Here is a 13904-nt window from a genome sequence, read left to right on the forward strand (position 1 = left end):
GCTTGGCAACGGCCATTCTTTGCGGATTTTACTAATTGCCTAAATGGGCTGCTTTCAACGCATCCAGATTTTTAGAAATAGCATCCTTAGCGGTCGTCTTTCCCGTCCATACATCCCCTAGAACCGACCCGAGTAAGGTGTTAAACTCCGTCGTATGATTCGTATAGAACCACGCTGCGGGCTTCACAGCAGGTGATTGCGCATAATCGACTACTGCAGATTTATATTCGTCATAAACAGGGAAGTTAGGATTTTCGACCCATTTACGGGTAAGGGTCTCATCCGTGTACCACTTCTCCAGTGTCGGCATCCAGATTCCCGAGCTAATGAGGCCCCAGTTATTTTCTTCTGAGTTGTACCATTTCAGCCATTCCATCGCTTCTTTTGGATGCTTAGTCTGGGAGAACACGACATTGGCGCCACCCGTGTTGAGGGTAACCTTATCCTTCATGTAAGGCAATACTGCAACGCCATAGTTCAGGCCTTCATTCTTAGCCGTATTGAGACTAGTTCCCACGTTCCACGCACCGTTAGTAGCCATGGCAACAGTTCCCGCGATAATGGTTCGTTGAATGCCATCATCAGTCTGTCCGACAGACAACGGAGCAACATGATCCTTCAAGTAAAGATCTGCAACCTTCTGAATTCCCTCTATACTGGCGTCTTCTCCAATTCTCACCTCAGTCCCATCACCCGAATAGAACCCCCCACCATTACCAAGCGCCCAGGTCTCAAGCTGCCATGGTAGGTTTTCAACGGATGCGCCAAACTGAACGATACTCTGCTCATTAAAGCCACTCTCATCAGGATGTTTACCATTTTTATCAAGGGTCAGCTTCTTTGCTGTTGTTACAAATTCCTCCCATGTCCACGCTTTATCCAGAGCGGCTGGGGGATAGGGTACATTGGCTTTGTCGAACATATCTTTGTTGTAATAGAGGAGTAAGATTTCATTGGCAGCCGCGTAGGCTACGGTTTTCCCTTGATATTTGTAGGCTAGGCTATCCAGTGGTTTGCTGTCGCTTCCTTCGTACATTGTATTTACATCATTCAGCATGCCTTGGGTAGACCACTGAACGACCCCATCTTCTCTGAGCATCCCTGTATCAGGTAATTGCTCTGCCGTAGCCATTGTATTCAGCTTGGTCATGTAGTTTTCCCAAGGAATTGCTTGTACTTCTACTTCAATTCTGTCTTGAGAAGCATTAAACTTATCCGCCACTCCCTGGGTTACATTTCCCTCTTCCGCACTTCCCCACATCGAATAGATAATTTTGACCTTCTCCTCAGGCTTGGAGGTGGCGTTCTCAGATGCTTTGGGTCCATCAGTTGCCTTGGTTGCTGTGTTTGTCTCATCTTTCGCGCAGCCAATGACACTTAATGCTAGTGCAGTTGAAAGAATACCTACCCCGAATGCTTTACCTACCTTCATTTCCCTCTCCCCCTTCATAATCACATAGATATGTCCAACCGTTTGACCCCCTAAGTTATTGAGTTAAACGTTTAGTACCAATTTTTTTTAATAATTCCAACCTTTGCTTGGAATCCGAAATTTCGGCCAGCCGATACGACTTTTAATATCGTAAATATTTTCAAAAAGTGGTATAGAGTCTTCATGAACTTGGGATGTTTTAATGAAGTAAGCGCTTTATTGTTATTGTGTCATGATTTTCTATTAGGGAAAATAGCATTTTTCAACCTGATTTTTAAAAATTCCAACCTTTAAAGAATCATCTTTTTTATAAAACAGCAGAATCAGCTGATCCAAAATATTCACTTGCAGTAACGACAATAAGCAGAGCCGCCCTCCTACCCCAATGGTAGAAGCACTGCTCTGCCTATTTAGCATTTATACACTACGCTGCTGTATGAAGCAACGCCGTTTTTCTATTCTCGAAACACAACTGTGTGAGTTTTCCAGCTCCTTGCGATTTCCCGCTATGTTATCGAATTTCTTGAGGTTGTGGACACGAACCGACGTCAAGAAAGAGGACGTCTCTTATTGGTTCCCCATCGTGCTGATGTCGATGACAAACCGGTAACGGACATCTGAAGCAAGCACACGCTCCCAGGCTTCATCTATCCGGTCAGCAGAAATGACCTCGATTTCAGATGCAATATTATGTTCAGCGCAGAAATTAAGCATTTCCTGCGTTTCACGGATTCCGCCAATCATCGATCCGGCAAACGAACGGCGGTGGCCGATCAGCGAGAATACGTTAACTGCCAATGGATCAGCAGGCGCACCGACATTGACTAATGTACCATCCAGCGCCAGAAGTGAAAGATAGGCATCGATATCAATCTGTGCGCTTACTGTATTCACGATTAGATCGAATGAACCGGCAAGCTGCTTAAATGTCTCCGGATCGCTTGTGGCATAATAATGATCCGCTCCTAATTGCAATCCGTCTTCCTTCTTCTTCAGTGACTGTGATAACACAGTAACCTCAGCTCCCATAGCATGAGCAATCTTCACAGCCATGTGTCCAAGCCCGCCAAGACCCACTACAGCTACTTTTTTGCCGGGAGCGGCTCCCCAATGGCGCAGCGGTGAATAGGTGGTGATTCCTGCACACAAAAGCGGTGCAGCCGCGTCAAGCGGAATAGCGTCAGGAATCCGGACCACGAAGTCTTCTGTTACAACGATGTGCGTGGAATATCCGCCCTGTGTATAGTGACCGTGCCGGTCGATAGCTCCATAGGTGCCCGTATTTCCACTCAGGCAATACTGCTCCTCACCTTTCTGGCAATTACTGCACTCTCCACAGGAGTCAACCATACAACCTACCCCTACACGATCGCCAACTGTGTACTTTGTAACTTCGGAACCGACCTGGCTGACAATACCGGCGATCTCATGCCCTGGAACAAGTGGATACTTAACCGGTCCCCACTCCCCGCGGGCTGTATGAATATCCGAGTGGCAAATGCCCGCGTATTTAATCTCTATAAGAACATCGTGCGGCTGCAGATTCCGGCGTTCGATTGTAGTTAGCTTGAACGGGCCTTCCTGACTGAATGTAGCGCGTGCATTAACTTTTATCATAGTGAAACCTCTCTTCTAGTTAATATAAAAAACTGTAATGCCGACTTTACAAAACCTATGTTATTACTTAAAGTTAACTCTAAGTCAAGCACAAAATATAATTAAGACTGGAGATAGATGATGAAGACATACTCCATAAGTGAAGTTGCAGAATACTTTAATATGACATCACATACCCTGCGTTACTATGACAAGGAGGGGCTTTTGCCTTTTATAGAAAGAACCCCCAGCGGGAAACGCGTTTTCAAAGAAACGGATATGGACGCTTTAAAAGTAATTGAATGCCTGAAGTCATCCGGGATGCCGATTAAGGAAATAAAACATTTCATTGAGTGGTGCTCTGAGGGGGACTCCACCTTGCAGCAGAGATATGACATGTTCCTGGAGCGAAAAGCTTCCGTAGAAGCACAGATGGAAGAATTAAGAAAAACGATGGAAGTCATAGAACATAAATGCTTCTACTACAAGACCGCCTTGGATAGCGGCACGGAAGATGTTCATAAAAAAAATAACATTAAGAGTGCATTTACTCATTAGAAATGAACCTTCAAATTACAGTAAAGGCGGGGCAGATTGATCTGCCCCGCCTTTCTTAATTTGGACGCTTTTTTGCCAGCAGCTTCTCCGTAAAATTCACATCAAAAAAATGAATAATGGGTCCCAGACCAAGTGCGGACACTAGAGTTCCTAAGCCTATAACGCCTCCTGCCAGGAAGCAAATCAAAGCACAAAGCGCATCCGTAAACATCCGGTGCCAAAAATAAGATATTTTCGGGAAGTTATCCCTCATAATCAGGGACAGGCTGTCGTAAGGAGCTACTCCCACAGCCGATGTCTGATACAAGGATACCCCAAAACTGCATACCACCACGCCAATCGCTACGACGACCACCCTCTGCCATAACAGCTGAGGTTCGCCCAACAGAGATAGCCAAGTACTATGAAAGAACGTAGCGATATATCCCAAAAAGATTGCGTTTACAAAAGTCCCGGCTCCAATAAACCTTCGTCCGGTTATGAATTCGATTACAAACAATACCAGGTTCAGCAAGATCAGAAAATTTGCATATGTTATACCGACGCACTCTGCAAGTGCCATTACCATGCCGCTAAAGGGATCATTCCCCATGCCGGACAGCTTAAAAATACTGATTCCCATGCCCAGAAATACATTGCCGATAACCATAATAATCAATCGTTTTTTATCAACGTTATAAAGATAACCCTTCATATTGCCCATCCTATTTTTCATATTAAAATTGCACCTTGCAACAACCACGTCATTATATCATATATTCTATTGTTTGACGGTTATCTTTATTGATAGTATTCAATGATTTGGATAAGCAGATCGGTCAGGACTATATTGTTTTGATGGGAACTGAAAAAACAAAAGCAACCCGTCCGCAGATAAGTCGCCTTTGTAAAACTTTAGTGTTAACGGATCTAACTTATGACTTTAAGCTCAGCGCTTAGCCTTTTAAAAATCATGATAAAGCTTCATAAGAGTATATTTCATTCCACCGGGTTCTATAAGTTAATTTCAGACTTCTCTACTTCATGCCATTGAAAAAGCATTAACACAGGAGGAATATAAATTGGCTGGCCCCAGCAATAAATCAAATCAGGTGTCAAATTCGCAAGCCATAGCTCCCCATTCTCATCTAGTTGCATTCTCCACTTTCCGCTGGCAACAACTTTTTCCTGCTCCATAAGGAAACGAGCCTCATCATATGAAACTTCAATTCCTTTATTGCGCTCTATGAAATCAAGGGCAGCTTGGTAATTACGTTCTTGCTCTTCTTCTTTTTCTGCAGTAAAAGCTGAATCGTATACCTCTGAGAAATCTAAGCCCTTAAGGTCATGGAGTTCCACTAGTTGTTTAAATGCGTCCGTTACAAAAAATTGAACGATAGCTGTTTCCTTTATTTTGAACAGTCTATAATCAACACTATCAATTACATTTGTGGTGTTAAGCAAAAACAACATCAAATCAGGATGAGCCAAGGGAAGTGTTTCGTCTTCTTCCGCAACAATTAGCTATCCAGGTAAATATCTCGAAAAATCATTGTACTTCCCCTTATTCTTGGTGTGCATGATTCTGGGTTCTCCTCCTTTTTTTGCTCTGTATGATTGTACTGACAATAAGGTACCAAAAAATCTCCAATCAAAGAGAAAATCACGCCATTGATTCCATCGGCTGGTTCGCCAATTATTGATATTATCCCAACACTACCCAAGCAATCTGTCACTTCTCATTATTTTATTTGTGTTCAAAACTCCCCGTTCTTTGCCAATGATAAGAGTAGAAGAGTCTCCATTGCCAGCCAGCTAGAGGCCGACTCTATCCACCCCTTCAGCAAATGGTTCAAACAAATGTCTGGCTATCCGCCAGGCAAGTTTCGCAGCCGCAGCAGGATGATTTAATATAGAAAACGGCGCTGCATCAGTGCAGCGCCGCTGTACCATTTTCAAGTTTGATCACAGCATCCAACCAACCTCCCTGTAGGCCCTCCAAAGCGCCTGAAAAGATTGCGACTGTGCCAGGTGTCATTTCGTACAACGTGTCTAGCAGCAGGAAACGAATCTCGATATCCACGCCATAGAGAGGCTCATCCAGCAGCAGAAACCATGGATCAGCAAGCATCGCCTGAGCAATCATAAGCCGTTGCTTGTTGCCGCCTGACAACCGCTGAATGGGCGTCTTCCACTCGGCAGTAAGCCCGAGCCGTTCACATAGCTCACGAGATCGTTCTTCAATGGTCGCCCGTGGCATCAGCTTCATCTCACCCACATAACGCAAGTATGCCTCGACATTCATATTGTCATAGTACGCTGCCTGCTGTGGCTTGTAGCCCAGATAAGGCTTGAAAGCATTGCCTGACAACGTCACGCCATGAAGCTGATAGGTAATCAGGCCGCGTACAGGCTGGTATAGACCAGCTATCGCTTTGAGCAATGCTGTTTTTCCACTGCCATTGGCGCCCTCCAGACCATACCAGCCTGGCGGCAATGCCAAATTCACATCCCCTAGCAGCAGGTGACCATTATCTGCAAGAAGTTCAACCGCGGTAAGTTTTAGTTCAGCTCCTCGCACCACTCTTCCCTCCTATCCATATTGCTTGTAATAATGCCGATGGCGCAGCAAAATACTTGTTATAACACCAAGCGCTATTGCCAGACTAACAGCAACAAGCTTGCTTGCAAGCCAGTGTTCGGACCCGTATTCGCTGAACAATTGAAATACGCCAAGCCTCTCGCCAGCGGAAAACTGGATGACGCCCACTGCGAGGACAACCGCGGTACCAGGCCATGTCCCGAAACGAAGCATTGCAGCCAGCGCTGCAAAAGCGCTCAGGCAGATCGGTAGTAATAGATCTGTGATCAGTAAAGTAGTGTTAGATCCGAATTCACCGCTGGTACCCGTCATAACGAGTATTCCATAAAACAACAGCGCTAGAAGGAGGTCATATAGCAGTATGGTTCCTATTCTGGCTACCATAAGCTGTACGGGTGTAACAGGAAAGGTCGCCTCAAGCTCACTCATTGGCGTATGCATGGATCGGAGTGAATAGGCCACACTGGCTACAGGAAGCAACAGAATCGTAAATAAAAATACATCCGGCTTGGCAGAGCTACTGAACCATTCACTTGCTACCAGCCCCTCAACGACTGCTCCTATGCCAATCATAAGCGCTGATGTAAGCCAAAACAGCCAATGCATCGTCCTTACCTGAGCTGCCATGCGTTGCATAAGCCTTACTGGTAAAGATATAGCGACAGTTGGTTGCCGCCCAGGCCTGTCATGTCTTGGCACTCGCCTGGAAGAGGGTACAGCAACCGCCCACTCAGGCTGTGTGGCATATGTGGCGGCAAGCGCCAGCAGAGATTCCGTCTGCTGGCCGCTGGGACCATCGACGGTATAGCGATCCAGTTGGCTGAATACGGCTCCGATCTGGTCATGCTCCCATCGATCCGCTGCTGCTTCACCCTTTTCCTCTAGTTGCCGCTGCTCTTGCAATTCCCTGTGCAGTTGACTGTCGCGACTAGCCTTATCGGCGCTACCGGCTCCGGATATGTAACTCATCCTGATCCTCCCCTTTCTGCAATGTATGGGCCAGTCGCCTGAACGCCCGATACAGCTTGGACTTGACCGTTCCAAGCGGCAGTTCCAGCAACTCGGCTATTTCATCCAGCTTGAGCTCCTCATAAAAACGCAAAATAACAATTTGCCGCTCCTCCTCAGGCAAAGCGCCAAGGGCAGCAATGACTGCTTCACGCTCATATTGCTTGTCTAAAAAAGACGCTACCGTATCCTTACCGCCATCTGCCGCATCATACACTCCGGTATCCTTAGCCGCTACTTCATAACGATAAGCTCCGGACTTCCATACATCACGGCACAGGTTCGTCGCAATTCGATAAATCCATGGTCGAAACCGTTCAGGCAACCGACCAGCTTGCAAAGCCGTGAATACTCTGACAAAACACTCTTGCACCAAATCTTCTGCGAGCTGACGCTTGCTGGTCAGTCGGTATAAATACGCATAGATGGTCTGATGATACCGATAGACGAACAACTCCAGCACGGCTGTATTCCCTTGCTTGTATTGCTCGAGCAGTTGCTCATCCGTAACAACAGCCCTGCTGTTCACTTGACTCTCTCCTTTCTCGCTCAGCACTATTGCCTGCACACGAGCCAACCTCTGCCTTTCCCCAATAGAAGCATACAGCAGAAAAGCAGTATTCCAGCTGCTGCAAATAATGCGATAGCGTTATGCGATTTATCTGTGAACCGGCTCACCGGCCAGACGGCTTGAAATAAATAGTACCGATTGAGCGGCATACTGGACATAAAATACTCCAGCAGCCACACCGTTGCCCCCACTCCTAGCCCGACAGCCATATTGCGCCCTAGCAGACTGCCCAATGCCGCCAGACCGCCAAGGAACATATTCACACTGAGGCTATGTTTAATTATGTAAGCTAGTTGTGCCGTACTTAAAACGATCGCCCAGCGGTCAATTGCCCAGAGCAACGTTGCTTCATAGATAACTAGCAATAGCGCAGCGACCGCTCCTCGCTCGGCGAACACGAGTAATTGTGAATATGGATAGCTGAAATGATGGGCAAAAGTACCCTCACTGAAATCATCGGCGAACAAGGCAGCACTCAAGGCAATCGCAAGTAAAGGCAGCACAAATATAAAAGCCACTTTGACATGATAAAAACCAGGAGAGGGCATCATCATTGGCAGCATGAGGCAACCAGCTGCTATCAGCGCCGCAATAATAGCTATAGCTAGCAAGTAGCCGCCCCATAGGATGCGCCAAGCATATTTTGTACGGGACAAAAGAATGAGGGCAACCTTCATTGTCCTCCCTCCATTTTCCTTTGCAAATAGCCTCGCAGAAGCGCTTCCATTTGTTCATCACTGTCCTCGATTAGCTGCTCTGTGCCAATACTGTCATAGACAAGCTTGATGACATCGTAGACACTTTCAATACCGTACTGGCTGTATATGGTATTCATAAGGTCATAAACCTGATTCGGTGTACCGTTCAAAAAATAGCTGCTAACAGGTTCGAACAGTCGATCTGGCAGTTCCTCTCCGACCAGCTTGAGCTCGTTATAAGCCTGAAAAAAGTTGTTCAGTGTAAATTGGGCGTTTAAATTTAACACTCTCGCATTTCTAATTTCTCTACGTTTGGCACTGTAATCAAGCCAGTATTGCCCCGTTCTCAGTTGAATGTTCCCATTCTTCCCTCGCTCAATTTCCGTCCCAAAATAACTTAACTCAGACAACTTAGACAAAAAGTGGATATCGCGAGCTTCCGGACCTCCAACTGCTGCATCTACCATGCCCAGGGTACTCATACTCACCATATTCAAACTATAATACGGATAATCGGCAAGTGCCATAGTAACCGTCTGGGGAAAGCTCGTTGCAGCTTCTCCATCCAACATTTTCAAAGTACGCGCTGCTTGGGCGTAATGCCTGGCTGCGAACTGTGCTGCTTCTTCGACAGAACGGGTAGGCAATTGACCAGATGCCAACAGACGCAACGTCTTGCCGTCTGCCGTCGCTTCTGCAAGTTGCAGATCGCCCCCAAATAATGTAAGTCCGCTTGCTTCATCCAGCTCCAGGCGCGTGATGGTCGCTCCCTTCTCTCCAGCCATCTTACTAGTAATGACAGAGGCGTTGGAGAACAGTTTCAAGCCACTTGGCCCTGTGATAGAAACTTCAAAGCCCGCCATAGGGCGCGGCAGTTGTGTGTCCAGAATATCTGTAGCGTGACGCCCCCATTCGTAGTGATCGGTAAGCAATTCCGATAGCCGGCTATTGCCGATAACAGGGTACCAGCCATAGAAAGCTGGCAGGAAAATCCTGTTATCGTCGACAACAGCGATCTGCTCCCATCTATCCCTGCTAGGAGCGACGGAATAATAATGCCGCCAATCATTTAGGGTACCTCTATATGTCATCTCGATCTCCAGATGCTCCCCTGGCATAACATCCGTTGCAGGCTTGATCCAAAGTACATCTGTAGCCTCTTCCCACTTATAGGCAGCAGCAGCACCGTTCACCTTCAGTTCCTGTACATCAAAGATATGTCGCAGCATGATTGGGAATCGCTCTAGTGTTGCCGCTTGTCCATTGCTTGCTTGCATCGTCGCCTGTATTTCTAACCCATGCCGCGGCAGTAATTCCAACTTCAGCTTGTAGCTGTTAATGTGTAGATCCTGGAACTTCATTCCGACAAGCAGATCTTTAATATGCGATACCGAGAGCGGATTGCTGGTATTCCCGTTTGTGTTAAGGGTGATCCGAGACATTTCCTCAATATCCGCCTCCGAATATTTACCCGCTGCAATTCCAGCAACGAGCAGTTGCTCCAATTCACGCTGTTGCGTGATATCATTGGCTGAAGTAAGACGTTCGCGATAGAAACGTTCATTGGCATCCGCAATATCTGCCCGTTCCTGCAGGTATCCGTACATCGCACTACCTGCCCATAACAATGCTGCACCTAGAATCAGCATCGTGGGATAGACCAGCCATGCCTTGACCCGTTCCCGCCTGCGTCTACATACTACAAGTAGAACAGTCATGACCATTCCTGCTGCTAAAGCTGCAACGATGCCGCGATGCAGCCAAAATGCCGGATCATATATAAATCCCCACATACGTGAGTAAGACTTACCAATATATTTAACTAGTGAATAATCGAACCAAATCTGCGTATGAGGGGGTAATGAAAAAGAAGGGCGATCGGTCTTAAAAAATTCCGGTAAAATAATTGCCAAGCTAAGCAACAGGACGAAGCTGATCAAGTAACTGTATCGCTTGCGGATAAGGATACCTACTAAGTAGGCAATTACAGTTGCAAATAACATCGGGATGGCAAAGGAAGCCAATACAGCAGAGGTATACCATTCACGCATTCCCCATGAGATGCCATCATTTACGACCAACCATACATAAGCCCCCATCGGCACGAGCGCAGCTGCTAACGGAAGGGTTACAGCACAGAGCAAGCGTGCAGCCTCCATTTCCCATGTTCGATACGGAAAGGTAGCCATCATGGTTGCTGTCTTCCATTCTTCATCCCGCCGTGCTATCGCTGTTGCCAGCAAAGGCAAAATAATGAGGGCTACAAGGCAATACACCTCAGAAATATCCATCACGTATACTGCACGATCCAATTTGGCATCGGCGGTCTGAAACATCAAATACAGGATGCCGACCACAGTTGCCAGCATTAGATACAAGCCTGGGCCACGCAGCAGTAGCTTGCACTCTGTTTTGTAATAGCGAACTAGGCTCATTGGCTATTCCCCGCTCTCATGACCGCGATATATCCGTCCTCAAGTCCTGCCTTTGCCTGGACTGCTCCAGGTAATGGGACAGAACTGGCAAGAACACGCGCCTCATAGCCGGCTCCTGAACGCTTTGCAGTCACGATGGCTGCAGTTTCTTTGAGCTCTGCAAGCTTCTCATCACCCACTTGGACCGTCCACACTTGTCCCTGCACACGCTGGAGCAATTGTTCTTGCGTACCGTGAAATACGATGCGCCCTCCGCTCATAATCGCCATACTCTTACAGTTATTATCAATATCGGCGACGACATGTGTAGACAGTAGCACAGTACGATCTTTACCCAGCTCAGTCAGCATATCACGAAATCGCATGCGTTCTTCGGGATCAAGCCCTGCCGTAGGCTCGTCCACAATAATGAACTGCGGATCACCTAGCAACGCCTGGGCAATACCGATGCGCTGCCGCATCCCGCCAGAATATTTGCCTATACGCACATGGCGCTTCTCCTCCAGATTGACTCGGCGCAACATTTCGGCTACTGCTTTCCTCCGGGCTTTTCCATTTGTAATGCCCTTCATGGACGCGACATAATCGAGATATTCTGCGCCTGTCAACTTGCGATATACGCCAAACTCTTGTGGCAGGTAGCCAAGCAAGCCACGAATTTCACGTTCATCCCGCCCAAGCTTGCAATGTCCAATTTGTACATCCCCTGATGTTTTCGGTATTACTGTTGCCAATATTTGCATCAATGTTGATTTTCCCGCCCCATTGGGACCGAGTAAGCCGAACATACCCGTACCCAATGTCAGGTTAATTCCGTTCAGTACTTGTTTACTGCCATATTTTTTGCACAATTGCTGGATAACTACATGCATCATTACCTGCCTCCATTCGTACTTGGCCAACTACCGTGCGCACGAGTAGATTGTCGAACAGTATAACGACACTCCCTTCTAAAAGTTTAAAAAACAGGTGATTTTTTAAAATAATAGTATCCTTGCGCTGCCAATATGACATTTGTTCGATGTGTCTACTACGACAAAAAAACCTCCAACCCCGTATATGCGGCTTCGGAAGTTATTCATTAACCTGCATTTCGCAGTTACTCTAAGTACAGAATCCCAAAATCACAGCTTCTATGAAATTCTGGTTTGTTCGAATGAACTTTGCTCCATGTTCCAAAGTGCGGATAAACCGTTTCATCGCCGCACTTGTAAAAGTTTCCTCTTATCCTTTTTCCCGGCACTGCCCGAAAATCCGAAAAATAAGATTGTACCCATGCCCATGAGATCGAAAAGCTTAATTCCCAATACGCTTCCCCTTTATCATTAATCTGATCCGTGGTGGATAGGACTTGGAAAAGTGCTGGATTGATAGTGATTGGGAAGCGATCATACCGATCCGCTCCTATCTGCAAGAGAATTGCGCCATTCGCATTAAATTCGAAATTCATATAGCGCTGGTCCGAATCCGGAGTAGGCTGAAAAAAGAACTCGATGCAGCTATCCTTATACACAGGATCATTCATGTTTCTATATGTTCGTATTGGATTCTGTTCGTAAACCTTAAACTGAAGCTTCAGATCCTCCTGACTGTAATTTAATCTTGCTGTAACGACCGGGTTATATCCTTTAAGCCATTGATACTGTTTAATGATCTGGAAATCTTCTGTAACTGAAACATCCGTCTGATTTATCAGGCGGGAAATCACTAAGGTTTCTAATTTTCTTTCCATGGTTCATTCCCTTCGGTTGGAAATCCCACTAGGCTAACACAGCAAAACAACCCTATTAATTAACTTGATTATTTAGACCCGCGACTTACCGGTTTTCCAATACGCAGTCTCGATCCCCGAAATCTCGCACGGCCGTCTGCCGTTACCTGTATTGGCGGATGATGGAACTGCACACTCTATATCCCCTCGGGCGCATCCCCCACTTCCCGATCGATGGTCAGATCCCCCCGTATCCGTTCTCCTGCAATGCGGCGAAATAGGCGTCGAAATCTACCTTCACCTCGCCGAATGGAACCTCCCGGAATATGGCTCCGGAGCTTACTAGCCCTGCAATCCGTTGATGATCCAGCGGGTGGTACCCGACGGCACCGTATACATCCCTCAGTTCGACTGACTGATGTCGGCTGCCGTACTTTGCATGGGTGTGGACAATTTATTCCTCAGCAGGTGTACACCATGCACCGGTTCATCCCCTGTTACCATCACCATGTTGGTCAACCCTTATTTCGCGCAAGGTAACGTAATTCCTTCATGGATCGCCCGGTCGGCTAAGAGAGCGATCTCCATCGCCCGGCAGGCTTCCTCCATTGCCGGTATAGGGGGCAAGTTGTTCTCCAGCATGGACAGGAAATAGTCCAGCTGGGCACCCGTAGGCTTTACGGAGAAGTCCATATTGATCTGCCGGACCGCTCCTTTCTGGTAGTCTTCGACCTCGATCAGATTCCCCAGATGCTGATCCTCTCGCGGTCGTTCGTTCTTGTATATGATGCGAATCCGGCCTGCCGGTCCGATAAATTCCTTCCGGTTATCAGTCGGAAGCCCCTTGCCCCACCCTGTCTCAAAGTAGCCGATGGAGCCGTCCGACAGACGGAGGGTCATGAGTCCGTAATTGTAAGTATACGGCGGGACTTCTTCGTAGAGACGCTGCCCGATCCCATTGACGCTTACTACGTCCGCCCCTGTAGCCCAACGCATCACATCGATATAATGGACGCCGCAATCCACGATCGGCGAGACGTCCCGGAGCAGGGATAAGTGGGAAGCCCAATTTTTGGAGGGCTTCAATTGGGATAGCCGGATGACCAAAGGGAAGCCGATGGCGCCCTCCCGGATCATCTTCATAACCGCCTGGTACGTAGTGTTATGGCGAAGGATGTGACCGATCAGCACCTTGGTTTTAGCTCCACGGGCCAGCTTCATGAATTCCTGTGTTTCCCGTGCATTGCCCGCCATCGGCTTCTCGCATAGGATATGCTTCCCTGCAGCGAGACAATCTTTTGCGATCCCCAGATG

At 47.2% G+C, this 13904-nt stretch carries 13 protein-coding genes; 1 reads left to right on the forward strand and 12 read right to left on the reverse strand.

Features of this window, described 5'->3' with window-relative positions:
* Positions 1-31: 31 nt before the first annotated feature.
* Positions 32-1432: a sugar ABC transporter substrate-binding protein gene (locus NST45_RS20105; protein WP_076098906.1), complete on the reverse strand. Its 1401-nt coding sequence runs from the start codon at positions 1430-1432 to the stop codon at positions 32-34.
* Positions 1433-1999: 567 nt separating this feature from the next.
* Positions 2000-3049, reverse strand: coding sequence for an NAD(P)-dependent alcohol dehydrogenase (locus tag NST45_RS20110; protein ID WP_076141170.1), 1050 nt, complete (start codon positions 3047-3049; stop codon positions 2000-2002).
* Between the two features lie 120 nt (positions 3050-3169).
* On the opposite strand from NST45_RS20110, the gene NST45_RS20115 reads away from it, so the two are divergent.
* Positions 3170-3586: a MerR family transcriptional regulator gene (locus NST45_RS20115; RefSeq protein WP_036675831.1), complete on the forward strand. Its 417-nt coding sequence runs from the start codon at positions 3170-3172 to the stop codon at positions 3584-3586.
* 55 nt (positions 3587-3641) lie between these two features.
* On the opposite strand, the gene NST45_RS20120 is transcribed toward NST45_RS20115, so the two are convergent.
* From NST45_RS20120 to NST45_RS20165, 10 genes are all read right to left on the reverse strand, one after another.
* Positions 3642-4301, reverse strand: a complete 660-nt coding sequence (locus NST45_RS20120) for a hypothetical protein (protein ID WP_235219370.1) — start codon at positions 4299-4301, stop codon at positions 3642-3644.
* Positions 4302-4579: 278 nt separating this feature from the next.
* The gene (locus NST45_RS20125; protein ID WP_076141168.1) at positions 4580-5056 is read right to left on the reverse strand and encodes a hypothetical protein; all 477 of its coding nucleotides are present in this window, start codon (positions 5054-5056) and stop codon (positions 4580-4582) included.
* Between the two features lie 439 nt (positions 5057-5495).
* Entirely contained in the window at positions 5496-6146 is a 651-nt protein-coding gene (locus NST45_RS20130; RefSeq protein WP_076141167.1) for an ABC transporter ATP-binding protein, read from the reverse strand.
* Between the two features lie 12 nt (positions 6147-6158).
* Complete coding sequence (locus NST45_RS20135; protein WP_339823611.1) at positions 6159-7136, reverse strand: hypothetical protein; 978 nt, start codon at positions 7134-7136, stop codon at positions 6159-6161.
* The gene (locus tag NST45_RS20140) at positions 7111-7704 is read right to left on the reverse strand and encodes an RNA polymerase sigma factor (protein ID WP_076125358.1); all 594 of its coding nucleotides are present in this window, start codon (positions 7702-7704) and stop codon (positions 7111-7113) included. Before NST45_RS20140 ends, NST45_RS20135 begins: the two co-directional genes overlap by 26 nt.
* 26 nt (positions 7705-7730) lie before the next feature.
* Positions 7731-8423 carry a hypothetical protein gene (locus NST45_RS20145; protein WP_076141165.1) on the reverse strand — a complete coding sequence of 231 codons (693 nt, stop codon included), beginning with the start codon at positions 8421-8423 and terminating at the stop codon, positions 7731-7733.
* Positions 8420-10879: a hypothetical protein gene (locus NST45_RS20150; protein WP_076141164.1), complete on the reverse strand. Its 2460-nt coding sequence runs from the start codon at positions 10877-10879 to the stop codon at positions 8420-8422. Before NST45_RS20150 ends, NST45_RS20145 begins: the two co-directional genes overlap by 4 nt.
* A complete protein-coding gene (locus tag NST45_RS20155; RefSeq protein WP_249267678.1) occupies positions 10876-11754 on the reverse strand; it encodes an ABC transporter ATP-binding protein in 879 nt (292 codons plus the stop codon). The genes NST45_RS20150 and NST45_RS20155 overlap by 4 nt, the downstream gene beginning before the upstream one ends.
* 224 nt (positions 11755-11978) lie before the next feature.
* A complete protein-coding gene (locus NST45_RS20160) occupies positions 11979-12611 on the reverse strand; it encodes a carbohydrate-binding family 9-like protein (RefSeq protein ID WP_076098916.1) in 633 nt (210 codons plus the stop codon).
* 501 nt (positions 12612-13112) lie between these two features.
* Positions 13113-13844 (reverse strand): Gfo/Idh/MocA family oxidoreductase, encoded by a 732-nt coding sequence (locus tag NST45_RS20165; RefSeq protein WP_305953511.1) that lies wholly within the window; start codon positions 13842-13844, stop codon positions 13113-13115.
* Between the last annotated feature and the right edge of the window lie 60 nt (positions 13845-13904).

It is taken from the genome of Paenibacillus sp. FSL R7-0163 (assembly GCF_037969975.1).
Classification (GTDB): Bacteria; Bacillota; Bacilli; order Paenibacillales; family Paenibacillaceae; genus Paenibacillus_AQ; species Paenibacillus_AQ odorifer.